Origin of the sequence: Pseudomonas sp. GM79 (genome assembly GCF_000282495.1) — a bacterium.
Lineage (GTDB): Bacteria > Pseudomonadota > Gammaproteobacteria > Pseudomonadales > Pseudomonadaceae > Aquipseudomonas.
Genome location: NZ_AKJE01000076.1, coordinates 240,787 through 264,791, shown reverse-complemented (window position 1 = coordinate 264,791; position 24,005 = coordinate 240,787). Strand labels below are relative to the sequence as shown.

At 57.0% G+C, this 24,005-nt stretch carries 24 protein-coding genes; 21 read left to right on the top strand and 3 right to left on the bottom strand.

All coding sequences use genetic code 11. The annotated features are described in order from the left end of the window. Window positions 1-2: 2 nt before the first annotated feature. Window positions 3-1,523 carry a chromosomal replication initiator protein DnaA gene (dnaA, locus tag PMI36_RS09230; RefSeq protein ID WP_008007897.1) on the bottom strand — a complete coding sequence of 507 codons (1,521 nt, stop codon included), beginning with the start codon at window positions 1,521-1,523 and terminating at the stop codon, window positions 3-5. 567 nt (window positions 1,524-2,090) lie between these two features. On the opposite strand from dnaA, the gene rpmH reads away from it, so the two are divergent. From rpmH to glmS, 21 genes are all read left to right on the top strand, one after another. Further along, entirely contained in the window at window positions 2,091-2,225 is a 135-nt protein-coding gene (rpmH, locus tag PMI36_RS30830) for a 50S ribosomal protein L34 (protein ID WP_003213577.1), read from the top strand. Between the two features lie 16 nt (window positions 2,226-2,241). Next, window positions 2,242-2,643: a ribonuclease P protein component gene (gene rnpA, locus PMI36_RS09235; RefSeq protein WP_032830545.1), complete on the top strand. Its 402-nt coding sequence runs from the start codon at window positions 2,242-2,244 to the stop codon at window positions 2,641-2,643. Further along, a complete protein-coding gene (yidD, locus tag PMI36_RS30825; RefSeq protein WP_052966011.1) occupies window positions 2,636-2,881 on the top strand; it encodes a membrane protein insertion efficiency factor YidD in 246 nt (81 codons plus the stop codon). The genes rnpA and yidD overlap by 8 nt, the downstream gene beginning before the upstream one ends. A 2-nt stretch (window positions 2,882-2,883) precedes the next feature. Beyond that, window positions 2,884-4,572 (top strand): membrane protein insertase YidC, encoded by a 1,689-nt coding sequence (yidC, locus tag PMI36_RS09240; RefSeq protein ID WP_008073646.1) that lies wholly within the window; start codon window positions 2,884-2,886, stop codon window positions 4,570-4,572. Between the two features lie 79 nt (window positions 4,573-4,651). Further along, the gene (gene mnmE / locus PMI36_RS09245; protein ID WP_008073644.1) at window positions 4,652-6,022 is read left to right on the top strand and encodes a tRNA uridine-5-carboxymethylaminomethyl(34) synthesis GTPase MnmE; all 1,371 of its coding nucleotides are present in this window, start codon (window positions 4,652-4,654) and stop codon (window positions 6,020-6,022) included. Between the two features lie 552 nt (window positions 6,023-6,574). After that, window positions 6,575-8,473 carry a tRNA uridine-5-carboxymethylaminomethyl(34) synthesis enzyme MnmG gene (gene mnmG, locus PMI36_RS09250; RefSeq protein ID WP_007903012.1) on the top strand — a complete coding sequence of 633 codons (1,899 nt, stop codon included), beginning with the start codon at window positions 6,575-6,577 and terminating at the stop codon, window positions 8,471-8,473. Continuing rightward, window positions 8,470-9,114 carry a 16S rRNA (guanine(527)-N(7))-methyltransferase RsmG gene (rsmG, locus tag PMI36_RS09255; RefSeq protein WP_007903014.1) on the top strand — a complete coding sequence of 215 codons (645 nt, stop codon included), beginning with the start codon at window positions 8,470-8,472 and terminating at the stop codon, window positions 9,112-9,114. The genes mnmG and rsmG overlap by 4 nt, the downstream gene beginning before the upstream one ends. 18 nt (window positions 9,115-9,132) lie before the next feature. Continuing rightward, entirely contained in the window at window positions 9,133-9,930 is a 798-nt protein-coding gene (locus PMI36_RS09260; RefSeq protein ID WP_008007890.1) for a ParA family protein, read from the top strand. Between the two features lie 9 nt (window positions 9,931-9,939). Further along, entirely contained in the window at window positions 9,940-10,812 is an 873-nt protein-coding gene (locus PMI36_RS09265; RefSeq protein ID WP_008073642.1) for a ParB/RepB/Spo0J family partition protein, read from the top strand. 148 nt (window positions 10,813-10,960) lie between these two features. Then, complete coding sequence (locus PMI36_RS09270; protein WP_007903021.1) at window positions 10,961-11,368, top strand: F0F1 ATP synthase subunit I; 408 nt, start codon at window positions 10,961-10,963, stop codon at window positions 11,366-11,368. Between the two features lie 16 nt (window positions 11,369-11,384). After that, window positions 11,385-12,254, top strand: coding sequence for a F0F1 ATP synthase subunit A (atpB, locus tag PMI36_RS09275; protein ID WP_008073640.1), 870 nt, complete (start codon window positions 11,385-11,387; stop codon window positions 12,252-12,254). Between the two features lie 133 nt (window positions 12,255-12,387). Continuing rightward, window positions 12,388-12,645: a F0F1 ATP synthase subunit C gene (gene atpE / locus PMI36_RS09280; RefSeq protein WP_002555987.1), complete on the top strand. Its 258-nt coding sequence runs from the start codon at window positions 12,388-12,390 to the stop codon at window positions 12,643-12,645. Between the two features lie 57 nt (window positions 12,646-12,702). Further along, window positions 12,703-13,173 carry a F0F1 ATP synthase subunit B gene (locus PMI36_RS09285; RefSeq protein ID WP_008073637.1) on the top strand — a complete coding sequence of 157 codons (471 nt, stop codon included), beginning with the start codon at window positions 12,703-12,705 and terminating at the stop codon, window positions 13,171-13,173. Between the two features lie 12 nt (window positions 13,174-13,185). Next, on the top strand, window positions 13,186-13,722 hold the full coding sequence (locus PMI36_RS09290; RefSeq protein WP_007903030.1) for a F0F1 ATP synthase subunit delta: 537 nt from the start codon (window positions 13,186-13,188) through the stop codon (window positions 13,720-13,722). A gap of 21 nt (window positions 13,723-13,743) precedes the next feature. Next, a complete protein-coding gene (gene atpA, locus PMI36_RS09295) occupies window positions 13,744-15,288 on the top strand; it encodes a F0F1 ATP synthase subunit alpha (RefSeq protein ID WP_007903032.1) in 1,545 nt (514 codons plus the stop codon). A 50-nt stretch (window positions 15,289-15,338) separates the two neighbouring features. Further along, window positions 15,339-16,199, top strand: coding sequence for a F0F1 ATP synthase subunit gamma (atpG, locus tag PMI36_RS09300; protein WP_007903034.1), 861 nt, complete (start codon window positions 15,339-15,341; stop codon window positions 16,197-16,199). 27 nt (window positions 16,200-16,226) lie between these two features. Further along, entirely contained in the window at window positions 16,227-17,606 is a 1,380-nt protein-coding gene (atpD, locus tag PMI36_RS09305) for a F0F1 ATP synthase subunit beta (RefSeq protein WP_007903035.1), read from the top strand. A gap of 45 nt (window positions 17,607-17,651) precedes the next feature. After that, window positions 17,652-18,077, top strand: coding sequence for a F0F1 ATP synthase subunit epsilon (locus PMI36_RS09310; protein ID WP_007903037.1), 426 nt, complete (start codon window positions 17,652-17,654; stop codon window positions 18,075-18,077). Window positions 18,078-18,194: 117 nt separating this feature from the next. Beyond that, window positions 18,195-19,562: a bifunctional UDP-N-acetylglucosamine diphosphorylase/glucosamine-1-phosphate N-acetyltransferase GlmU gene (gene glmU, locus PMI36_RS09315; RefSeq protein ID WP_008073635.1), complete on the top strand. Its 1,368-nt coding sequence runs from the start codon at window positions 18,195-18,197 to the stop codon at window positions 19,560-19,562. A gap of 198 nt (window positions 19,563-19,760) precedes the next feature. Continuing rightward, window positions 19,761-20,537 carry a DeoR/GlpR family DNA-binding transcription regulator gene (locus PMI36_RS09320; protein ID WP_007903040.1) on the top strand — a complete coding sequence of 259 codons (777 nt, stop codon included), beginning with the start codon at window positions 19,761-19,763 and terminating at the stop codon, window positions 20,535-20,537. Window position 20,538: 1 nt separating this feature from the next. After that, entirely contained in the window at window positions 20,539-22,371 is a 1,833-nt protein-coding gene (gene glmS, locus PMI36_RS09325) for a glutamine--fructose-6-phosphate transaminase (isomerizing) (protein ID WP_008073634.1), read from the top strand. A gap of 75 nt (window positions 22,372-22,446) precedes the next feature. Here the strand turns inward: glmS and PMI36_RS09330 are convergent, their stop codons facing one another. Further along, complete coding sequence (locus PMI36_RS09330; RefSeq protein WP_008073633.1) at window positions 22,447-23,379, bottom strand: phosphatidate cytidylyltransferase; 933 nt, start codon at window positions 23,377-23,379, stop codon at window positions 22,447-22,449. Window position 23,380: 1 nt separating this feature from the next. Then, window positions 23,381-24,001, bottom strand: coding sequence for a lysophospholipid acyltransferase family protein (locus tag PMI36_RS09335; RefSeq protein WP_008073632.1), 621 nt, complete (start codon window positions 23,999-24,001; stop codon window positions 23,381-23,383). Between the last annotated feature and the right edge of the window lie 4 nt (window positions 24,002-24,005).

The window sequence follows — 24,005 nt, the reverse complement described above, 5'->3', positions numbered from 1 at the left end:
CATCAAGTAGTCAGTGTACGCAGCAGGTTCTTATAGTCCTCGCGGATGTCCGCGTCGGATTCCTTAAGCTCGTTGATCTTGCGGCAGGCGTGCAAAACAGTCGTGTGGTCACGGCCGCCAAACACATCGCCGATTTCCGGCAGGCTGTGGTTGGTCAGTTCCTTGGACAACGCCATGGCGACCTGACGCGGACGTGCTACCGAGCGTGAACGACGCTTGGACAGCAAGTCGGAGATCTTGATCTTGTAATACTCGGCGACGGTGCGCTGAATGTTATCCACAGACACCAGTTTGTCTTGCAGCGCCAACAAGTCTTTCAGGGATTCGCGAATCAGCTCGATGGTGATGTCGCGGCCCATGAAGTGTGAATGGGCGATCACGCGTTTGAGCGCGCCTTCCAGTTCACGGACGTTGGAGCGAATACGCTGGGCAATGAAGAACGCCGCGTCGTGTGGCAGATCGACTTTGGCCTGGTCGGCCTTTTTCATCAGGATCGCCACGCGGGTTTCCAGCTCCGGCGGCTCGACGGCAACCGTCAGGCCCCAGCCGAAACGTGACTTCAGGCGCTCTTCAAGGCCTTCGATTTCTTTCGGATAGCGGTCACTGGTAAGAATGACCTGCTGGCCACCTTCAAGCAGGGCGTTGAAGGTGTGGAAAAACTCTTCCTGAGAGCGTTCCTTGCGGGCGAAGAACTGAATGTCATCGATCAGCAACGCATCCACCGAGCGGTAGAAGCGCTTGAACTCGTTGATCGCATTCAGCTGCAAGGCCTTGACCATGTCCGCAACGAAACGCTCGGAATGCAGGTACACAACCTTGGCATTCGGATTCTTCTTTAACAGGTGGTTACCCACCGCGTGCATCAAGTGGGTTTTACCCAAGCCGACGCCGCCATAAAGGAAGAGCGGGTTGTAGCCGTGCTTGGGGTTGTCCGCCACCTGCCAGGCCGCAGCCCGGGCCAGTTGGTTGGACTTGCCTTCGACGAAGTTCTCGAAGGTAAAGGTGCGGTTCAGGTAACTGGTGTGCTTGAGTGCGCCTTCGACCTGCACCGTACGCTGTTCGGAGCGAACCGGGGCTTGTTGCGAGCTGGCACCGGCCATTGGATCGAAGCTGTCGCGGGACGGCTCTTCACTGACCTCGGCTACTTTTTGTGTCGCACGTTTGGTCGAGGCTGCTGCCGGGGCTGGCGCCGGAGCGCTGACAGGCGCTTGAGCGGCCTGAGCCTGGGACGCCGCAGCGGCCAACGGGGCATTGGGTGCCGCACGCGGTGCCGAACTGCGTTTGCTGCCTATTAATAAGGAAAGCGCCGGCGCCAGGCCATTGCCATGCTCATCCAGCAGTTCAAGGACGCGGCCCAGGTACTTTTCATTGACCCAGTCGAGAACAAAACGATTCGGCGCGTAGACACGCAGCTCGTCGCCTTCGGCTTCGACCTGTAGTGGACGGATCCAAGTGTTGAATTGTTGGGCAGGCAGCTCATCGCGCAAAAGCTCAACGCACTGCTGCCAAAGTTCCACTGACACGGATATCCCCTAAGTTGAAAGCCGGTGAGGCAAAAACAAGGGGTCATTGTAGCGACCAGACGTCCACTTATCCACATGCAGGTTGCGCACAGGGCATGATTTATCAATGCGTTAACCCTGGAAAAGAAGACCAACGGTATGTGCATAAGCTCTGTGGATAACCGCCCATGAGGGCACTGGACAAGTGGGGGCGAAACTCGGTGGATAACCTGCCTGTGGATAACCAGCCGTTCCACACACAGCTTATCCGACAGCGCAGCACAGGCTGACCACCGTTTTCCACCGTGGTTGTCATTCTCTGTACATCACGGTTTAGAGGGCCTGAAGGTAGTTATCCACAGATTAACGTGGCCCTAGCTTTTATAAGCTTTACAGAAAAGCTTTAAATAATTCCCTTCTTTATTTCTATATCTAGCGAACGACTGTCGGCGAGCAAATCGTCTGGAGATCTATTTATAAGGAAACGCTGGTTGGAAATTGACCTAGAGGCTTGCTTTCTCTAGAATCCCCGGTCTCTTAAAACGGGGGCCATTCCGGCCCGTTGTGGACGAACCAGGTAACACGACAATGAAACGTACTTTCCAACCAAGCACTATCAAACGCGCTCGTACCCACGGTTTCCGTGCTCGCATGGCTACCAAGAACGGTCGTGCCGTTCTGTCGCGTCGTCGCGCCAAAGGTCGTGCGCGTCTGGCAGTTTGATAAGCCGGCACTGGAGGTGAGTCAGGACTTCAGTCGGGAAAAGCGTCTGCTTACTCCCCGGCATTTCAAGGCAGTCTTTGACTCCCCTACCGGCAAGGTTCCGGGGAAAAATCTCCTGCTCCTTGCGCGCAATAACGATCTTGATCACCCCCGTCTCGGGCTGGTTATCGGGAAAAAGAGCGTAAAGCTCTCCGTCGAGCGCAATCGCCTCAAACGTCTGATGCGCGAATCGTTTCGCCTGAACCAGGATTTACTGGTCGGTTGGGACATTGTTATCGTCGCGCGCAAAGGTTTGGGTGACGTAGAAAGCCCCGAATTGATTCAGCATTTCGACAAACTCTGGAAACGTCTGGCACGCAGCAAGCCGGTACCAGCAGTCAAAACCGAAACTGTAGGGGTAGACAGTACCGATGCGTAAACTGGCACTCGTTCCGATCCAGTTTTATCGCTATGCCATCAGTCCCCTGATGGCCAGTCACTGTCGTTTCTACCCCAGTTGTTCCTGCTACGCGTATGAAGCCATAGAAAATCATGGCCTTCTGCGCGGTGGCTGGCTGACCTTTCGTCGTTTAGGTCGCTGTCATCCGTGGAATCCCGGTGGTTATGACCCGGTTCCATCTATCCCTACCTCCCGTTCTTCTTCGATGGCCGAGTAATCATGGATATCAAACGCACGATCCTGATCGTCGCCCTGGCAATCGTGTCCTACGTTATGGTCCTTAAATGGAACCAGGACTATGGCCAGGCTGCCCTGCCGACTCAGAATGTTGCTTCCAGTACTACCGCACCGGGCCTACCGGATACGGCGACTGGCAATAATGCTTCTGTCAGTGACGACATTCCACGCGCCGCAAGCGATACCAGTGCAACTGCACCTGCTGAAACACCAGTAGCTGCAAGCAAAGACCTCATCCAGATCAAAACGGATGTGCTCAACCTGGCAATCGACCCACAAGGTGGCGATGTTGCCCAGTTGACGTTGCCGCTGTATCCACGTCGCCAGGATCATCCGGAAATTCCATTCCAGCTGTTTGATAACGGCAACGAGCGGACTTATCTGGCTCAGAGTGGCCTGATCGGCACCAACGGTCCGGACGCAAGTCCTGCCGGTCGTCCGGTTTACTCCTCCGAGAAGAAGATTTATCAACTGGCTGACGGTCAAGACCAATTGGTCGCAGACCTGAAGTTCAGCAAGGACGGTGTCAACTACATCAAGCGTTTCACGCTGAAACGTGGCCTGTATGACGTAACCGTTTCCTACCTGATCGACAACCAGAGCGCTCAGCCCTGGTCCGGTGCAATGTTCGCGCAATTGAAGCGTGATGCCAGCTCCGACCCTTCTTCCAGCACCGCCACCGGCACCGCGACTTACCTGGGCGCCGCCCTGTGGACAAGTAACGAGCCGTACAAGAAAGTGTCGATGAGCGACATGGACAAGGCTCAGCTGAAAGAAACTGTCACTGGTGGTTGGGTTGCCTGGTTGCAGCACTACTTCGTGACTGCGTGGATTCCGGTCAAGGGCGAAAACAACATCGTCCAGACCCGTAAAGACAGCAAAGGCAACTACATCATCGGCTACACCGCCCCGGCAATAACTGTCGCACCAGGTGCGAAAGCTGAAACCAGCGCCGTTCTGTACGCCGGTCCGAAAAGCCAGGCTGTGCTGAAAGAGTTGTCCCCAGGTCTGGAACTGACTGTCGACTACGGCATTCTGTGGTTCATTGCCCAGCCAATCTTCTGGCTGCTGCAACATATCCACGCGCTGGTCGGTAACTGGGGCTGGTCGATCATCTTCCTGACCATGCTGATCAAGGGGATCTTCTTCCCGCTGTCGGCTGCTAGCTACAAATCCATGGCGCGCATGCGTGCAGTGGCACCGAAACTGGCCGCGCTGAAGGAGCAACATGGCGACGACCGGCAGAAAATGTCGCAAGCCATGATGGAGCTGTACAAGAAAGAGAAGATCAATCCGCTGGGTGGCTGCTTGCCAATCCTCGTGCAGATGCCGGTTTTCCTTTCGCTGTACTGGGTTCTGCTGGAAAGCGTGGAAATGCGCCAGGCGCCGTTCATGCTGTGGATTACTGACCTGTCGATCAAGGATCCGTTCTTCATTCTGCCGATCATCATGGGTGCAACCATGTTCATCCAGCAGCAGTTGAACCCGACTCCTCCGGATCCGATGCAGGCGAAGGTCATGAAAATGATGCCAATCATCTTCACCTTCTTCTTCCTGTGGTTCCCGGCGGGTCTGGTACTGTACTGGGTAGTGAACAACGTATTGTCGATTGCCCAACAGTGGTACATCACGCGTAAGATCGAAGCGGCTACCAAAAAAGCCGAGGCGTAACTTACTCTGTGGATAACCACTCAAAACGCCCCCTAGTGGGGCGTTTTGCTATCTGTCACTTTTGTCTGGATACCGGTTTATGAGCGTTCCTCGTGAAACCATCGCTGCCGTCGCCACCGCTCAAGGTCGCGGCGGGGTGGGCATCGTCCGTATTTCCGGGCCGCTGGCGAGTCTGGCGGCCAAAGCCATCAGCGGCCGTGAATTGAAACCGCGGTTTGCCCATTACGGCCCGTTCCTCAGTGCAAACGAAGAGGTGCTGGACGAAGGCATCGCGCTTTATTTCCCGGGACCGAACTCGTTCACCGGCGAAGATGTGCTTGAGCTGCAGGGCCACGGCGGGCCGATCGTTCTGGATATGCTGCTCAAACGTTGTCTGGAACTGGGCTGTCGTCTGGCCCGGCCGGGGGAATTCAGCGAGCGCGCCTTCCTCAACGACAAGCTCGATCTGGCTCAGGCCGAAGCCATTGCCGACTTGATCGAGGCAAGTTCTGCACAGGCAGCACGAAACGCCCTGCGTTCGTTGCAGGGTGCGTTTTCCCAGCGTGTGCATAACCTCACTGAGCAACTGATAGGCCTGCGTATTTACGTCGAAGCAGCCATCGACTTCCCCGAAGAAGAAATCGACTTCCTCGCCGACGGTCATGTCCTGAGCATGCTCGACAAAGTGCGCGACGAATTATCCACAGTACTGCGTGAAGCCGGGCAAGGGGCCTTGCTTCGCGACGGTATGACCGTGGTCATCGCCGGCCGGCCGAATGCCGGCAAATCCAGCCTTCTGAATGCCTTGGCCGGACGTGAAGCTGCGATCGTGACCGAGATCGCCGGTACTACCCGGGACATTCTTCGCGAACATATCCACATCGATGGCATGCCGTTGCACGTGGTTGACACTGCCGGCCTGCGCGATACCGATGATCAGGTGGAGAAAATTGGCGTCGAACGGGCATTGAAAGCCATCGGCGAGGCAGATCGGGTATTGCTGGTGGTCGATGCCACAGCTCCCGAGGCCCTTGATCCCTTTGCCTTGTGGCCTGAATTCCTCGAAACCCGCCCGGATCCGGCGAAAGTTACGCTGATCCGCAACAAGGCTGACCTGACGGGGGAAGCGATTGCCCTGGAAGTCAGCAACGATGGCCACGTTACGATCAGCCTCAGTGCGAGGTCTGCCGGTGAAGGCCTGGAGTTGCTGCGTGAGCACCTCAAGGCCTGCATGGGTTACGAGCAGACGTCCGAAAGCAGCTTCAGTGCTCGCAGACGTCACCTGGAGGCACTGCGTCATGCGAGCGCATCCCTCGAGCATGGCCGTGCGCAACTGACATTAGCGGGGGCCGGTGAGTTGCTGGCCGAAGATTTGCGGCAGGCGCAGCAGTCTTTGGGCGAAATCACCGGAGCATTCAGCTCTGATGATCTGCTGGGAAGGATCTTTTCCAGCTTCTGTATCGGTAAATAAGTCCCTTCAGCCGTTCACAGACAGGCCATTCGGGCCTGTCTTTTCTCTCCTTTCCTGAAATTTTTCCCCAGTGCCGAGCAGATTCTTCGCTTGAGCGGATTCCCCTTGCCCGGGATTTGCTCATTCGGCGGCTTTTCTGTGGATTAAGCTCTGTGAATAAGTGCCGCTAAGGGCAGTTGATAACAGGGCCTGAAAACTGAAGATAATCACCTCTGTGGATAACCATCCCTTTAATCCACAGGCTTACACCGGTTATCCAAGGGCCTCCTTGGTACATGACCACAGGGTTTTGAATCTCTGTACACATTGAAAATAAAGGGCTGTACCAATCTATCCACAGAAAGGTGGCTCAGTAGAAATAAACATAAAAACAAAGATTTAATAAATTTCTCTCTTTTTAATTTCTATAACCCCGACTTCTCCACAGCTGGTTAAATTTTGTGCAAAGGGTTCTTTAGGAAGGGCGAAGTCCCTATACTTGCCGACCAGGTCCAAAAACCTGAGCTCAAACTATTTCCGGATTACCTGACTGAAGCAGGCACGAGGTGCGTGGTGGATTTCCCTTCCCGTTTTGAAGTGATCGTCATCGGCGGCGGTCATGCCGGTACCGAGGCAGCACTGGCGTCAGCACGTATGGGGGCAAAAACCCTGTTGCTGACGCATAACGTGGAAACCCTCGGTGCCATGAGTTGCAACCCAGCCATTGGCGGTATCGGCAAAAGCCATCTGGTTAAAGAAATCGATGCCCTGGGTGGCGCGATGGCCATGGCTACCGATAAAGGTGGTATTCAGTTTCGCGTATTGAACAGCCGCAAAGGCCCAGCCGTGCGTGCAACCCGCGCTCAGGCAGATCGGGTTCTGTACAAGGCCGCTGTCCGCGAAGCTTTGGAAAACCAGCCGAACCTGTGGATATTTCAACAAGCTGCTGACGACCTGATCGTCGAGCAGGAACAAGTGCGCGGTGTTGTCACCCAAATGGGTCTGCGTTTCTTCGCAGATTCCGTGGTGTTGACCACCGGTACCTTCCTCGGTGGACTTATCCACATCGGCATGCAGAATTATTCCGGCGGCCGCGCCGGTGATCCGCCGTCGATTGCCCTCGCTCATCGTCTGCGTGAACTGCCATTGCGTGTCGGTCGCCTGAAAACCGGTACACCGCCGCGTATCGACGGTCGCACTGTGGATTTCTCGGTGATGACCGAGCAGGCAGGGGATACGCCGATTCCGGTGATGTCGTTCATGGGCTCCAAAGAGCAACATCCGAAACAGGTCAGTTGCTGGATTACCCACACCAACGCCCGTACCCACGAAATCATTGCTGCGAACCTTGATCGTTCGCCGATGTATTCCGATGCGGGGTTGATCGAAGGCATCGGTCCGCGTTATTGCCCATCGATCGAAGACAAGATCCACCGTTTTGCCGACAAGGAAAGCCACCAGGTCTTCATCGAGCCGGAAGGTTTGACCACCCACGAGCTGTACCCGAACGGGATATCCACTTCCCTGCCGTTCGACGTGCAACTGCAGATCGTGCAATCGATCCGCGGCATGGAAAACGCGCACATCGTTCGCCCGGGCTACGCCATCGAGTACGACTACTTCGACCCGCGTGACCTGAAGTACAGCCTGGAAACCAAAGTGATCGGCGGTCTGTTCTTCGCCGGGCAAATCAACGGCACCACCGGTTACGAAGAAGCCGGCGCCCAAGGTTTGCTGGCCGGAGCCAACGCCGCACTGCGTGCGCAGGGCAAAGACGCCTGGTGCCCGCGTCGCGACGAGGCGTACATCGGCGTTTTGGTCGACGACCTGATTACCCTGGGTACCCAGGAACCGTATCGGATGTTCACATCCCGCGCCGAATACCGTTTGATCCTGCGCGAAGATAACGCCGACCTGCGTTTGACCGAGAAAGGTCGCGAATTGGGTCTGGTGGATGACGTGCGTTGGGCGGCGTTCTGCAAGAAGCGCGAAAGCATCGATCTGGAAGAGCAACGCCTGAAAAGTACCTGGGTTCGCCCGGGCACCGAGCAGGGCGATGCGATTTCCGAGAAGTTCGGTACGCCGCTGACCCACGAATACAATTTGCTCAACCTGCTGAGCCGTCCGGAAATCGACTACGCTGGTCTGATCGCCGTGACCGGTGGGGGGGCAGAAGATCCACAGGTCGCCGAACAGGTCGAAATCAAGACCAAATACGCCGGTTACATCGATCGTCAACAGGATGAAATCGCGCGCCTGCGGGCTAGCGAAGACACCAAACTGCCTGTGGATATCGATTACACGAACATCTCCGGTCTGTCGAAAGAGATCCAGAGCAAGCTCGGCGCGACCCGTCCAGAGACCCTGGGCCAGGCGTCGCGTATTCCGGGCGTGACCCCGGCAGCGATTTCGCTGTTGATGATTCATTTGAAAAAACGCGGCGCGGGCCGTCAGTTGGAGCAAAGCGCTTGAGTTCGTTGGTCACCTCGCAACACGCCGAAGAGTTATCCACAGGTGCTCGCCAGCTCGGTGTCAACCTGACGGACGCCCAGCATGCACAGCTGCTGGGTTATCTGGCCCTGTTGATAAAATGGAACAAGGCCTACAACCTCACGGCCGTGCGTGATCCGGACGAAATGGTTTCACGGCATTTGCTCGACAGCCTGAGCGTTATGTCCTTCATCGAAAACGGCCGTTGGCTGGATGTGGGCAGTGGCGGCGGCATGCCAGGGATTCCCCTGGCGATCCTGTTTCCCGAGTCGCAAGTGACCTGCCTGGACAGCAACGGCAAGAAAACCCGCTTCCTGACCCAGGTCAAACTCGAACTCAAACTGGATAACCTGCAAGTTATCCACAGTCGCGTCGAAGCCTTCCAGCCTGAACTGCCATTCAACGGGATCATTTCCCGTGCGTTCAGCAGCATGGAGAACTTCAGCAACTGGACTCGCCATTTGGGCGACGCCGAAACACGTTGGCTGGCAATGAAGGGCGTTCATCCCGCCGATGAGCTGGTAGCATTGCCGGCAGACTTCCACCTCGATAGCGAACACGCCCTGGCCGTACCCGGTTGCCAAGGCCAACGCCATCTGCTGATACTGCGCCGCACGGCATGATTGGGAACACAAGCAAGAATGGCTAAGGTATTCGCGATAGCGAACCAGAAGGGTGGTGTGGGCAAGACCACCACCTGTATCAACCTCGCAGCTTCCCTGGTCGCTACCAAGCGTCGGGTGCTGTTGATCGATCTCGATCCACAGGGCAACGCCACCATGGGTAGCGGTGTGGATAAACACGGCCTGGAAAACTCGGTCTACGACCTGCTGATCGGCGAATGCGATCTGGCCCAGGCCATGCATTATTCCGAGCACGGTGGTTACCAGTTGCTGCCGGCCAACCGCGACCTGACCGCGGCCGAAGTGGTTCTGCTGGAAATGCAGATGAAGGAAAGCCGCCTACGCAGTGCGTTGGCGCCGATCCGTGAAAACTACGATTACATTTTGATCGACTGCCCGCCGTCGCTGTCGATGTTGACGCTCAATGCGCTGGTTGCCGCCGACGGGGTGATTATCCCCATGCAGTGCGAGTATTTCGCGCTCGAAGGGTTGAGCGACCTTGTGGATAACATCAAGCGCATCGCCGAACTGCTGAACCCTAACCTGAAAGTCGAAGGCCTGTTGCGGACCATGTACGACCCGCGCCTGAGCCTGATGAACGACGTATCGGCGCAGCTCAAGGAACACTTCGGCGATCAGCTCTACGACACCGTCATTCCACGCAACATCCGCCTGGCCGAAGCGCCAAGCTATGGCATGCCGGCGCTGGCGTACGACAAGTCATCGCGGGGCGCGATTGCCTATCTGGCATTGGCGGGCGAGATGGTTCGCCGTCAGCGCAAAAACTCACGCATCGCCGCTGCTCAGGCAACTTAAGGAATCCCCATGGCCGTCAAGAAACGAGGTCTCGGACGTGGACTGGATGCACTGCTGAGTGGTCCGACTGTCAGCTCGCTGGAAGAGCAAGCGGTACAAGCCGACCAGCGTGAGTTGCAGCACCTGCCCCTGGACCTGATCCAGCGTGGCAAGTACCAGCCGCGTCGGGACATGGATCCTCAAGCGCTGGAAGAGCTGGCGCAGTCGATCAGGGCCCAGGGCGTGATGCAGCCGATCGTGGTTCGCCCGATCGGCAGCGGGCGCTTCGAAATCATCGCCGGCGAACGCCGCTGGCGTGCCAGCCAGCAGGCTGGCCAGGAAACCATCCCGGCGATGGTTCGCGATGTGCCGGATGAAACCGCCATCGCCATGGCGCTGATCGAGAACATCCAGCGTGAAGACCTCAATCCGATTGAAGAAGCGGTGGCCTTGCAGCGTTTGCAGCAGGAATTCCAGCTGACTCAGCAACAAGTGGCCGAGGCTGTGGGTAAGTCCCGCGTCACCGTCGCCAATCTGTTGCGCCTGATTTCGCTGCCGGAAGTCATCAAAACCATGCTGTCTCACGGCGACCTGGAAATGGGTCATGCCCGTGCCTTGCTCGGTTTGCCGGAAATTCAACAAGTTGAAGGGGCGCGACATGTTGTCGCACGGGGGCTGACTGTGCGCCAGACTGAAGCACTGGTTCGCCAGTGGTTGAGTGGCAAATCGGAGCCTGTGGAACCAGCAAAACCGGACCCGGATATCGCCCGGCTCGAGCAGCGTCTGGCCGAGCGCCTAGGCTCTGCGGTGCAGATCCGCCACGGAAAGAAGGGTAAGGGGCAGCTAGTGATCGGCTACAACTCTCTTGATGAACTTCAAGGTGTGCTCGCACACATCCGCTGAAACAATTCCTCATGTAGCGTGAAGTCGGAAATCACTACCTGACAGTTGAATAGGGGCAGAACCGCCCCTATACTCTGCGCGCATTTTGTCGGCACAAATTATGCCAAGTTATTGAATTCTGGCAGCCGACCATTGGGGAGCAAAAGAGATGGAAAACCGCACGCCAGACCGCTTGCCGTTCCATCGCCTGGCAGTTTTTCCGGTGTTAATGGCTCAATTTGTCGTTTTGCTGATTGCCGCTTTGGCGCTCTGGCAATGGCATGGAGTCGTTGCCGGGTACTCGGGGCTCTGCGGAGGCCTGATAGCCTTGCTTCCCAATATTTATTTCGCTCACAGGGCATTTCGGTTTTCCGGCGCCCGAGCAGCTCAAGCCATCGTCCGGTCTTTTTATGCCGGCGAGGCGGGCAAACTGATTTTGACGGCAGTGCTGTTTGCATTGACGTTCGCAGGTGTGAAGCCATTGGCGCCGTTAGCAGTATTCGGCGTCTTCGTGCTGACCCAACTGGTTAGCTGGTTCGCTCCCCTGCTAATGAGAACAAGACTTTCGAGACCTTAGGGCGTTTGAGGCAACCATGGCAGAGACAACCGCTTCGGGCTATATCCAGCACCACTTGCAGAACCTGACCTTCGGTCAGCATCCAACTGGCGGGTGGGGTTTTGCCCACACCGCAGCAGAAGCCAAAGAAATGGGCTTCTGGGCTTTCCACGTCGATACTCTCGGCTGGTCGGTCGCGTTGGGTCTGATTTTCGTTCTTCTTTTCCGCATGGCGGCAAAGAAGGCGACTTCCGGTCAACCTGGCGGCCTGCAGAACTTCGTTGAGGTTCTGATCGAGTTCGTTGACGGCAGCGTGAAAGATACCTTTCACGGCCGTAATCCATTGATCGCACCATTGGCGCTGACGATTTTTGTCTGGGTGTTCATGATGAACGCCGTCGATTTGGTACCGGTCGACTGGATTCCGAAGCTGGCTGCCATCATGACCGGCGACCCGCACCTGGTCTTCCGTGCCGTTCCTACCACTGACCCGAACGCGACCCTGGGTATGTCCCTGTCGGTGTTCGCGTTGATCATTTTCTACAGCATCAAGGTCAAGGGCATCGGCGGCTTCATCGGCGAACTGACCCTGCACCCGTTCGGCAGCAAGAACATCTTCGTTCAAGCCCTGCTGATTCCGGTGAACTTCCTGCTGGAGTTCGTGACGCTGGTGGCCAAGCCAATCTCTCTGGCACTGCGTCTGTTCGGCAACATGTACGCCGGCGAGCTGGTCTTCATTCTGATTGCTGTGATGTTCGGCAGCGGTCTGCTCTGGCTTAGCGGCCTGGGCGTAGTTCTGCAGTGGGCGTGGGCTGTGTTCCACATCCTGATCATCACCCTGCAGGCGTTTATCTTCATGATGCTGACCATCGTCTACCTGTCGATGGCGCACGAAGAGAACCATTAAGACCAGTCTCGACTAGTCTGATGTCCCACCCGGTAAAACGGGTGGGTGCCCGAACAGGGCTATGAAACGATTTGTTTTACCGCTTTAAAATCTAAAAAACCTAAACCATACGACGTAAAAGTCGGGAGGAAAGATGGAAACTGTAGTTGGTCTAACCGCTATCGCTGTTGCACTGTTGATCGGCCTGGGCGCACTGGGTACCGCAATTGGTTTCGGCCTGTTGGGCGGCAAGTTCCTGGAAGGCGCAGCGCGTCAGCCAGAAATGGTTCCAATGCTGCAAGTTAAAATGTTCATCGTTGCCGGTCTGCTCGACGCCGTAACCATGATCGGTGTTGGTATCGCTCTGTTCTTCACCTTCGCGAACCCATTCGTTGGTCAACTCGCTGGCTAATCACTCGAACCTTCGAGTTGATTGGTGTGATGTGCAACGAACGAGCGAGGTGTTGGCGTGAACATTAATGCAACCCTGATTGGCCAATCCGTTGCGTTCTTCATTTTTGTACTGTTTTGCATGAAGTTCGTGTGGCCTCCGGTCATCGCGGCTTTGCACGAACGTCAGAAGAAGATCGCGGATGGACTGGACGCTGCCAGCCGAGCAGCTCGCGACCTGGAGTTGGCCCATGAGAAAGTGGGTCAGCAACTGCGCGAAGCGAAAGCTCAGGCAGCTGAAATCATTGAGCAAGCCAAGAAACGCGGTAATCAGATCGTTGACGAGGCTGTTGAAAAAGCCCGTCTCGACGCTGACCGTGTGAAGGTTCAGGCTCAGGCCGAGATCGAGCAGGAACTGAACAGTGTCAAAGACGCGCTGCGTGCCCAACTGGGTGCACTGGCTGTCGGCGGCGCCGAGAAGATCCTGGGTGCCACAATCGATCAAAACGCGCACGCGGAGCTGGTAAACAAACTGGCTGCTGAAATTTAAGCGAGGGCGATCATGGCAGAATTGACCACGTTGGCCCGACCTTACGCTAAGGCAGCCTTCGAGCACGCCCAGGCCCACCAGCAACTGGCCTCTTGGTCAGCCATGCTCGGCCTGGCTGCAGCAGTGTCGCAAGACGACACCATGCAGCGCGTGCTCAAGGCCCCGCGACTGACGAGCGCAAACAAGGCCGCCACGTTTATTGACGTGTGCGGCGACAAGTTTGATGCCAAGGCACAGAACTTCATTAACGTCGTTGCCGAAAACGACCGTCTCCCGCTTTTGCCGGAGATATCCGCTCTGTTCGACCTGTACAAGGCTGAACAAGAGAAGTCGGTAGACGTTGAAGTGACCAGTGCTTTTGCATTGAACCAAGAACAGCAAGACAAACTCGCCAAGGTTCTCAGTGCACGACTCAACCGGGAAGTGCGCCTGCAAGTCGAGGAAGACAAATCCCTGATTGGGGGCATTGTCATCCGCGCCGGCGACCTGGTTATCGATGGCTCGGTTCGCGGCAAACTCGCGAACCTTGCCGAAGCATTGAAATCTTGAGTTTGAAGGGGCAGCAGAGCAATGCAGCAACTCAATCCTTCCGAAATAAGTGAAATTATCAAGGGCCGCATCGACAAGCTCGATGTGACCTCTCAAGCCCGTAACGAAGGCACTGTCGTCAGCGTATCTGACGGTATCGTGCGGATTCACGGTCTGGCCGACGTCATGTACGGCGAGATGATCGAGTTTCCGGGCGGCGTCTTCGGTATGGCTCTCAACCTTGAGCAAGACTCTGTAGGTGCCGTTGTATTGGGCTCCTACCAGTCTCTGGCTGAAGGCATGAGCGCCAAGTGCACCGGCCGCATCCTCGAAGTTCCGGTTGGTAAGGAACTGCTGGGTCGCGTAGTCGACGCACTGGGTAACCCAGTTGACGGCAAAGGTCCGCTGAACAACACCGAGACCGATGCGGTCGAGAAAGTTGCTCCAGGCGTGATCTGGCGTAAGTCGGTAGACCAGCCTGTACAGACTGGCTACAAGGCTGTCGATGCCATGATCCCTGTCGGCCGTGGCCAGCGTGAGCTGATCATCGGTGACCGTCAGATCGGTAAAACCGCTCTGGCGATCGACGCGATCATCAACCAGAAAGACAGCGGCATTTTCTGCGTCTACGTAGCAATCGGTCAGAAGCAATCGACCATCGCCAACGTTGTTCGCAAGCTGGAAGAAAACGGCGCACTGGCTAACACCATCGTCGTGGCGGCGAGCGCTTCGGAATCTGCAGCACTGCAGTTCCTGGCTCCGTACTCCGGTTGCACCATGGGTGAATTCTTCCGCGACCGCGGTGAAGACGCGCTGATCGTTTATGACGATCTGTCCAAGCAAGCAGTGGCTTACCGCCAGATTTCCCTGCTGCTGCGCCGTCCACCAGGCCGTGAAGCTTACCCAGGCGACGTGTTCTATCTCCACTCCCGTCTGCTGGAGCGCGCATCCCGCGTTTCGGAAGAATACGTAGAGAAGTTCACCAACGGCGCAGTGACCGGCAAAACCGGTTCCCTGACCGCACTGCCGATCATCGAAACCCAGGCTGGCGACGTTTCCGCGTTCGTTCCGACCAACGTGATTTCCATCACCGACGGTCAGATCTTCCTGGAATCGGCCATGTTCAACTCCGGGATCCGTCCTGCAGTGAACGCCGGTGTTTCGGTATCCCGTGTGGGTGGTGCCGCTCAGACCAAGATCATCAAGAAGCTGTCCGGTGGTATCCGTACCGCTCTGGCTCAGTACCGTGAACTGGCGGCATTCGCCCAGTTCGCTTCTGACCTGGACGAAGCGACCCGTAAGCAACTTGAGCATGGTCAGCGCGTTACCGAGCTGATGAAGCAGAAGCAATACGCACCAATGTCGATCGCTGACATGGCGCTGTCGCTGTATGCCGCTGAGCGTGGGTTCCTGACTGACGTCGAAATCGCCAAGATCGGCAGCTTTGAACAAGCGCTGATTGCTTTCTTCAACCGCGATCACGCCGAATTGATGGCGAAGATCAACGTGAAGGGTGACTTCAATGACGAAATCGACGCTGGCATGAAAGCCGGTATCGAGAAGTTCAAGGCCACCCAAACCTGGTAAGCCGCAGCGGGAGCCGCAAGGCTCCCGCTTGCTAACCTGATAGGTGTTACATGGCAGGCGCAAAAGAGATTCGCAGTAAGATTGCGAGCATCAAAAGCACGCAAAAGATTACCAGCGCCATGGAAAAAGTGGCGGTCAGTAAAATGCGCAAGGCACAAATGCGCATGGCTGCTAGCCGTCCTTACGCGGAGCGCATCCGCCAGGTTATTGGCCATCTGGCCAACGCCAACCCGGAATATCGCCACCCATTCATGATCGACCGTGAAGTAAAGCGCGTCGGTTACGTTGTGGTGAGCAGTGACCGTGGTCTGTGTGGTGGCTTGAACACCAACCTGTTCAAGGCCCTGGTCAAGGACATGGCGGTAAACCGCGAAAACGGCGTCGAGATTGATCTGTGTGTAGTGGGTAGCAAAGGTGCGGCTTTCTTCCGCAACTTCGGCGGTAACGTCGTTGCAGCTATCAGCCACCTGGGTGAAGAGCCGTCGATCAATGACTTGATCGGCAGCGTCAAGGTGATGCTGGATGCCTACCTGGACGGCCGTATTGACCGCCTGTCCGTGGTATCCAACAAGTTCATCAACACCATGACGCAATCGCCTACCGTGGAGCAGTTGATTCCACTGGTGGCAACCCCGGATCAAGAACTCAAGCACCACTGGGATTATCTGTACGAACCGGACGCCAAAGAGCTGCTTGACGGCTTGATGGTCCGTTACGTGGAGTCGCAGGTCTACCAGGCGGTGGTCGAGAACAACGCGGCTGAACAAGCTGCGCGGATGATCGCGATGAAGAACGCTACCGACAACGCCGGTGATTTGATCAGCGATTTGCAGCTGGTCTACAACAAGGCGCGTCAGGCTGCGATCACCCAAGAGATCTCGGAAATCGTCGGCGGCGCTGCCGCGGTTTAACGGTTCAAATATTCAGAGGATCCAGCTATGAGTAGCGGACGTATCGTTCAAATCATCGGCGCCGTTATCGACGTGGAATTTCCACGCGACAGCGTACCGAGCATCTACAACGCGCTGAAAGTAGTGAGCGCGGCCGAAACCACCCTGGAAGTTCAGCAACAGCTGGGCGACGGCGTGGTTCGTACCATTGCGATGGGTTCCACCGAGGGCTTGAAGCGCGGTCTGGAAGTCACTGACTCTGGCACAGCTATCTCCGTACCAGTCGGTAAAGCGACCCTGGGCCGGATCATGGACGTTCTGGGTAACCCGATCGACGAAGCTGGCCCGATCGACACCGAAGAGCGCTGGGGCATTCACCGTCCTGCGCCAACCTTCGCTGAACAAGCGGGCGGCAACGACCTGCTGGAAACCGGCATCAAGGTTATCGACCTGGTTTGCCCGTTCGCCAAGGGTGGTAAAGTCGGTCTGTTCGGTGGTGCCGGTGTAGGCAAAACCGTAAACATGATGGAACTGATCCGTAACATCGCCATCGAGCACAGCGGTTATTCCGTGTTCGCCGGTGTGGGTGAGCGTACTCGTGAGGGTAACGACTTCTACCACGAGATGAAGGATTCCAACGTTCTGGACAAAGTGGCACTGGTTTACGGTCAGATGAACGAGCCGCCGGGTAACCGTCTGCGCGTAGCATTGACCGGCCTGACCATGGCCGAGAAGTTCCGTGACGAAGGTAACGACGTTCTGCTGTTCGTCGACAACATCTATCGTTACACCCTGGCCGGTACTGAAGTATCCGCACTGCTGGGCCGTATGCCTTCCGCAGTAGGTTACCAGCCGACCCTGGCCGAAGAGATGGGTACTCTGCAAGAGCGTATCACTTCGACCAAAAACGGTTCGATCACCTCGATCCAGGCGGTATACGTACCGGCGGATGACTTGACTGACCCGTCGCCAGCGACCACCTTCGCCCACTTGGACGCCACCGTCGTTCTGTCCCGTGACATCGCATCCCTGGGTATCTACCCGGCGGTCGATCCACTCGACTCGACTTCGCGCCAGCTGGACCCGAACGTAATCGGCCAGGACCACTACGACACCGCTCGCGGCGTACAGTATGTTCTGCAGCGTTACAAAGAACTGAAGGACATCATTGCGATCCTGGGTATGGACGAGCTGTCGGAAGCCGACAAGCAGTTGGTAAACCGTGCTCGTAAGATCCAGCGTTTCTTGTCGCAGCCGTTCTTCGTGGCTGAAGTCTTCACCGGTGCATCGGGTAAATACGTTTCCCTGAAAGACACCATTGCTGGCTTCAAAGGCATCCTCAACGGTGACTACGACCACCTGCCAGAACAAGCGTTCTACATGGTCGGCGGCATCGAAGAAGCGATCGAGAAAGCCAAGAAACTGTAATCCCGGCGCCCGGCAACGGGCGCTAATTTAGGTTGAGGCAATCAGATGGCTATGACAGTCCATTGCGATATCGTCAGCGCGGAAGGGGAAATCTTTTCCGGCCTGGTCGAGATGGTGGTTGCGCACGGTGCACTGGGTGATCTTGGTATCGCCCTGGGTCACGCGCCGCTGATCACCAATCTCAAGCCGGGTCCGATCCGCCTGATCAAGCAGGGCGGGGAAGAGGAGGTGTATTACATCTCCGGTGGTTTCCTCGAGGTTCAGCCGAACATGGTCAAGGTTCTTGCCGACACCGTGCAACGTGCTGCCGACCTGGATGAAGCCTCCGCTCGGGAAGCAGTTCAGGCTGCCGAGAAGGCCCTGCATGACAAAGGCGCAGAGTTCGATTACGGAGCTGCTGCCGCACGTCTGGCCGAGGCTGCAGCTCAGCTGCGCACCGTCCAGCAGATCCGCAAGAAGTTCGGCCACTAATAGGCCATCGACTTATTGCGCGATTGATTAAAAAGGGTAGCCTCGGCTACCCTTTTTTCTTTTCCGACTTTCATCACCCGGTCGCAGCCGCTGACCCCCCAGGATTAGTAGTCTGTCATGTCTCTTGAAATCGTTATCCTCGCTGCCGGCCAAGGCACGCGCATGCGTTCGGCCTTGCCTAAAGTCCTGCATCCTGTTGCCGGTAACTCAATGCTTGGCCATGTTATCCACACGGCCCGGCAACTAGATCCACAACGCATCCATGTGGTGATCGGACATGGTGCCGAAGCGGTGCGCGAGCGTCTGGCGGCCGATGACCTGAATTTCGTCCTGCAGGATCAACAGCTGGGTACCGGACATGCGGTGGCCCAGGCTGTGCCGTTCATCGAGTCCGATACCGTGCTGATTCTTTACGGCGACGTACCCTTGATCGAAGTCGAAACCCTGCAACGGTTGCTCAAGCTGGCTGCACCGCAGCAACTGGGCCTGTTGACTGTCGAGCTGGATGACCCGACGGGTTACGGCCGCATCGTCCGCAATGCCGCCGGCAAGGTTACCGCCATCGTCGAGCAGAAAGACGCCAACGACGCCGAACGCGCCATTACTGAAGGTAATACAGGCATCCTGGCAGTTCCTTTTGAGCGCTTGGGCGACTGGATGAGCCGGCTGTCCAACAATAATGCCCAAGGCGAGTACTACCTGACCGACGTGATCGCCATGGCGGTCAGTGATGGTCTGGTAGTGGCTACCGAACACCCCCATGACGCTATGGAAGTGCAGGGCGCCAACGATCGCAAGCAACTGGCCGAGCTTGAGCGTCACTATCAGCTGCGCGCCGCTCGTCGTTTGATGGCTCAGGGCGTGACCCTGCGCGACCCGGCACGTTTCGATGTACGTGGTGAGGTCACCGTCGGTCGGGATGTACTGATCGACATCAACGTCATCCTCGAAGGCAAAGTGGTCATCGAGGACGACGTGGTGATCGGCCCGAACTGCGTGATCAAGGACAGCACCCTGCGCAAAGGCGTAGTGATCAAGGCCAACAGCCATATCGAAGGCGCAATACTCGGTGAAGGCAGCGATGCCGGCCCGTTCGCTCGTTTGCGTCCGGGTACGGTGCTGGAAGCTCGCGCGCATGTGGGTAACTTCGTTGAACTGAAGAACGCCCATATGGGCGAGGGCGCCAAGGCCGGTCACTTGACGTATCTGGGCGACGCCGAGATCGGTGCGCGCACTAACATCGGCGCAGGCACCATTACCTGCAACTACGATGGGGCGAACAAGTGGAAAACCGTGTTGGGCGAAGATGTATTCATCGGTTCCAACAATTCGTTGGTGGCGCCTGTGGATATCTCAGCGGGTGCAACCACGGCGGCGGGTTCGACCATTACCCAGAATGTGGATAAAGCTCAGTTGGCCGTGGGCCGGGCTCGGCAGAAGAACATCGATGGCTGGAAGCGGCCGGAGAAGCTCAAGAAGAGCTGAGTTATCCACAACAAGATCAAAAGATCGCAGCCTTCGGCAGCTCCTACAAGGAATTCGTGTTCATTCTGTAGGAGCTGCCGAAGGCTGCGATCTTTTTTATGGGTTATCTACACATCTTTTTTCTGGCGCTGGCTTGACGAAGTTTCGCTAATGGGTTTTGATTGCTTACGTTATCTTTCGAATCGAAACTTACCAGCCATGTCGAAGCGCAACACCCCCCAACGCCGCCACAACATCCTCGCCTTGCTCAATGAGCAGGGGGAAGTCAGTGTGGATGAGTTGGCCAAGCGCTTCGAAACTTCGGAAGTTACGATTCGCAAGGACTTGGCCGCGCTTGAAAGCAACGGTCTGTTGCTGCGTCGTTATGGCGGGGCGGTCACCATGCCTCAGGAACTGGTCGCCGATCTCGGCCAACCGGTTTCCAAATACAAGCAGGCGATTGCCCGCGCCGCCGTCACGCGGATCCGCGAGCATGCGCGAATCATCATCGACAGCGGCAGCACCACCGCCGCAATGATCCCGGAACTCGGCCAGCAACCGGGTCTGGTGGTGATGACCAACTCCCTGTATGTCGCCAACGCTTTGAGCGAACTCGAGCACGAGCCGGTGCTGTTGATGACCGGCGGGACCTGGGACCCGCATTCCGAGTCCTTCCAGGGTCAGGTGGCCGAGCAAGTACTACGCTCATATGACTTTGATCAGCTATTTATCGGTGCCGATGGCATCGATCTGGTACGCGGGACCACCACCTTCAATGAATTGCTGGGCTTGAGCCGTGTCATGGCCGAGGTTGCCCGCGAAGTGATCGTGATGGTCGAGGCCGACAAGATCGGCCGAAAAATTCCCAATCTGGAGCTGCCATGGAGCAGCGTCCATACCCTCATTACCGATGATCGTCTGCCACTTGCGGCACGCGATCAGATTCAGGCCCGCGGCATTAATTTGATTTGCGCCGCCGTCAGTCAGGAGAACTAGCATGTGTGGAATTGTCGGTGCAGTCGCAGAACGTAACGTTACCGCCATCCTGCTCGAAGGCCTCAAGCGTCTGGAATACCGTGGTTATGACAGCGCCGGTGTGGCGGTGTACACCAACGATGAAAAACTCTTGCGCACGCGTCGTCCGGGCAAGGTCAGCGAACTGGAACAGGCGCTGATCGAAGAGCCTCTGGTCGGCCGTCTGGGCATTGCCCACACCCGCTGGGCGACCCACGGCGCGCCGTGCGAACGCAACGCGCACCCGCATTTTTCGGGCGATCTGGCGGTGGTGCACAACGGCATCATCGAGAACCATGAAGCCCTGCGCGAGCAACTCAAGGCTTTGGGCCACGTGTTCACGTCGGACACTGACACTGAAGTCATCGCGCATTTGCTGCACGAAAAACTCAAGCTGCAACCCGACCTGACAGTCGCCCTGAAAGCGACCGTGCAAGAGCTGCATGGTGCATACGGTCTGGCAGTGATCAGTGCCCGGCAACCGGATCGCCTGGTGGCGGCCCGCAGTGGCAGCCCATTGGTGATCGGTCTGGGTATGGGGGAGAATTTCCTGGCTTCGGACCAATTGGCGCTACGTCAGGTCACTGACCGTTTCATGTACCTGGAAGAAGGCGATATCGCCGAAATTCGCCGCGACAGCGTGCAGATCTGGGATATCACCGGCGCACTCGTCGAGCGCGAAAGCGTTCAGTACCGTGACGGGGCCGAAGCGGCTGACAAGGGCGAATTCCGCCATTACATGCTCAAGGAAATTCACGAGCAACCGGCAGTGGTGCAGCGCACCCTCGAAGGTCGCCTGAGCCAGAACCAGGTGCTGGTCGAGGCATTCGGTCCCCAAGCGGCCGAGCTGTTCGCCAAGGTACGCAATGTACAGATCGTCGCCTGCGGCACCAGCTATCACGCTGGCATGGTTGCCCGTTACTGGCTCGAAGAACTGGCTGGCATCCCATGCCAGGTCGAAGTCGCCAGCGAATTCCGCTATCGCAAGGTAGTGGTGCAGCCCGACACCCTGTTCGTGAGCATCTCCCAGTCAGGTGAAACCGCCGACACCTTGGCCGCGCTGCGCAATGCCAAGGAGCTCGGTTTCCTCGCCAGCCTGGCAATCTGCAACGTCGGCATCAGCTCCCTGGTGCGTGAATCGGACCTGACGCTGCTGACTCAGGCCGGTCGCGAAATCGGCGTGGCCTCGACCAAAGCCTTCACCACTCAACTGGTTGGCCTGCTGTTGCTGACCCTGTCTCTGGGTCAGGTTCGCGGTACGTTGGCCGAAGGTGTCGAAGCCACACTGGTCGAGGAACTGCGTCGCCTGCCGACCCGTTTGGGCGAAGCCCTGGCCATGGACAGCACCGTGGAGAAAATCGCCGAGCTGTTCGCCGAGAAGAACCACACACTGTTCCTCGGTCGCGGCGCGCAATTCCCGGTGGCGATGGAAGGGGCCCTCAAGCTCAAGGAAATCTCTTACATCCACGCAGAAGCCTACCCGGCGGGCGAACTGAAACATGGCCCGTTGGCACTTGTGGATAACGACATGCCCGTCGTCACTGTAGCGCCGAACAACGAACTGCTGGAGAAGTTGAAATCCAACCTCCAGGAAGTCCGCGCCCGTGGCGGTGAACTGATCGTCTTCGCCGACGAACAGGCTGGCATGACCAATGGCGAAGGCACTCATGTCGTCCATATGCCGCACATCCATGACATCTTGTCGCCGATCCTCTACACCATTCCGCTGCAGCTGCTTTCGTACTATGTGGCCGTATTGAAAGGCACTGACGTTGACCAGCCGCGTAACCTGGCGAAGTCGGTGACGGTGGAATAAGTTATCCACAAGCCATGAAATGAAAAGACCGCAGCTTTGGCTGCGGTCTTTTTTTGTTTGAAAAGGTCAGCTATCTCAAGTCCACCAATACCGCACAAGATGAAAGAAGATCGGCGCCGCAAAACACACTGAATCCAGTCGATCCAGCATCCCGCCGTGGCCTTCGATCATGTGTCCCCAATCCTTCACGCCCCGATCACGCTTGATCGCCGACATCACGATGCCGCCGGCAAACCCCAGCAGGTTGATCAGCAGCGCAATCAAGAACGACTGCCACGGGCTGAATGGTGTGGTCCACCACAAGGCTGCGCCAATCAGCGAGGACAACAGAACGCCGCCGACAAAGCCTTCAACGGTTTTCGACGGCGACAGAGTGGGCGCGATTTTGTGTTTGCCGAACAACTTGCCGCAAACGTACTGCAGCACGTCCGACAGCTGCACCACGATTACCAGATACGCGATCAGCAGCAGGTTTCGACCTTCATAACCGACGATGTCCAGTGTCAGCAGGGCGGGGACGAACGACACGCAGAACACCGCGATCATCAAGCCCCATTGCACTTTCGACGCTCGCTCGAGGAAGTGCGTGCTGTCGCCGCCGAGAGACGCAAGGATCGGCAGCAGCAAAAACACGTACACCGGAATAAAGATCGAGAACAGTCCGTACCAATCGGAATAGATCAGCAGATATTGCAGCGGCAATGCCAGGTAAAACGCTGCCACCAGCGCCGGGTAGTCGCTGCGTCGGGTGGGCATGAGGGTGAGGAATTCGCGTAGCGCATAGAACGATACCGCGTAAAACAGCAGGATCACCGCGCCGGTGCCCAGCCAAAAAGCGATGCCGATCACCACCACCATCACCCACCAGGCGTTGATGCGGGCGTTGAGGTTCTCGATGACTGCATTGGGCGTGCCCTGGGTGCGCAGTTTGAGGATCAGGCCAATCAGTGAAGCCAGCACCAGGATCATGCCGATCCCGCCGAACAGCATCAGGGTTTGTCTATCCATGTCAGGAATGCTCCGGGGCGAGGGCCAGCAGTGCGTCGCGGCAGCGTGAAAGGAACTGTTCTTTGCTCTCGCCTTCGGTCAGTTGCAGGGGCGCGCCGAAACTGGTGGTACACAACAGCGGCAGTGGCAGCACTCGGCCCTTGGGCATGACCCGGTTGAGGTTGGCGATCCACACCGGAATCACCTGGGCCTGTGGGTAACGTTTTGCCAAGTGATACAGGCCGCTTTTGAATGGCAGCAAACCCTCTTCCAGATTGCGCGTGCCTTCGGGAAAGATGATCAACGAATCACCGTTCTCCAGGGCGTCGAGCATGGGCTGCAACGGGTTATCCACAGGGTCCTTGCGCTCGCGATCGATCAGCACGCCGTTGAACACCCGGCTGATGATGTAACGGCGTAAGGCGCTCTTGTTCCAGTAGTCGCTGCCGGCCACCGGTCGCGTAAGTTTGCGCAGGGTGGAAGGGAGCGAGGCCCAGAGCAGCACGAAATCGCCGTGGCTGCTGTGGTTGGCAAAATAAATGCGCTGCACGGGTTCCGGCGCGCAACCCATCCACAGGCTGCGGGCGCCAGTAACGGTTCGGGCCATGGAGGTGATGAGGGTGGCGACCACAGGTTCGAACATGAAC

Excerpts from the sequence above, each read along its gene's own strand:
- atpG (WP_007903034.1), top strand. The coding sequence starts at position 15,339 with ATGGCAGGCGCAAAAGAGATTCGCAGTAAGATTGCGAGCATCAAAAGC.
- yidC (WP_008073646.1), top strand. The coding sequence starts at position 2,884 with ATGGATATCAAACGCACGATCCTGATCGTCGCCCTGGCAATCGTGTCC.
- PMI36_RS09265 (WP_008073642.1), top strand. The coding sequence starts at position 9,940 with ATGGCCGTCAAGAAACGAGGTCTCGGACGTGGACTGGATGCACTGCTG.
- atpD (WP_007903035.1), top strand. The coding sequence starts at position 16,227 with ATGAGTAGCGGACGTATCGTTCAAATCATCGGCGCCGTTATCGACGTG.
- yidD (WP_052966011.1), top strand. The coding sequence starts at position 2,636 with ATGCGTAAACTGGCACTCGTTCCGATCCAGTTTTATCGCTATGCCATC.
- atpE (WP_002555987.1), top strand. The coding sequence starts at position 12,388 with ATGGAAACTGTAGTTGGTCTAACCGCTATCGCTGTTGCACTGTTGATC.
- PMI36_RS09310 (WP_007903037.1), top strand. The coding sequence starts at position 17,652 with ATGGCTATGACAGTCCATTGCGATATCGTCAGCGCGGAAGGGGAAATC.
- atpA (WP_007903032.1), top strand. The coding sequence starts at position 13,744 with ATGCAGCAACTCAATCCTTCCGAAATAAGTGAAATTATCAAGGGCCGC.
- glmU (WP_008073635.1), top strand. The coding sequence starts at position 18,195 with ATGTCTCTTGAAATCGTTATCCTCGCTGCCGGCCAAGGCACGCGCATG.
- PMI36_RS09320 (WP_007903040.1), top strand. The coding sequence starts at position 19,761 with ATGTCGAAGCGCAACACCCCCCAACGCCGCCACAACATCCTCGCCTTG.
- rpmH (WP_003213577.1), top strand. The coding sequence starts at position 2,091 with ATGAAACGTACTTTCCAACCAAGCACTATCAAACGCGCTCGTACCCAC.
- glmS (WP_008073634.1), top strand. The coding sequence starts at position 20,539 with ATGTGTGGAATTGTCGGTGCAGTCGCAGAACGTAACGTTACCGCCATC.
- PMI36_RS09290 (WP_007903030.1), top strand. The coding sequence starts at position 13,186 with ATGGCAGAATTGACCACGTTGGCCCGACCTTACGCTAAGGCAGCCTTC.
- PMI36_RS09270 (WP_007903021.1), top strand. The coding sequence starts at position 10,961 with ATGGAAAACCGCACGCCAGACCGCTTGCCGTTCCATCGCCTGGCAGTT.
- atpB (WP_008073640.1), top strand. The coding sequence starts at position 11,385 with ATGGCAGAGACAACCGCTTCGGGCTATATCCAGCACCACTTGCAGAAC.
- PMI36_RS09335 (WP_008073632.1), bottom strand. The coding sequence starts at position 24,001 with ATGTTCGAACCTGTGGTCGCCACCCTCATCACCTCCATGGCCCGAACC.
- PMI36_RS09260 (WP_008007890.1), top strand. The coding sequence starts at position 9,133 with ATGGCTAAGGTATTCGCGATAGCGAACCAGAAGGGTGGTGTGGGCAAG.
- PMI36_RS09330 (WP_008073633.1), bottom strand. The coding sequence starts at position 23,379 with ATGGATAGACAAACCCTGATGCTGTTCGGCGGGATCGGCATGATCCTG.
- mnmE (WP_008073644.1), top strand. The coding sequence starts at position 4,652 with ATGAGCGTTCCTCGTGAAACCATCGCTGCCGTCGCCACCGCTCAAGGT.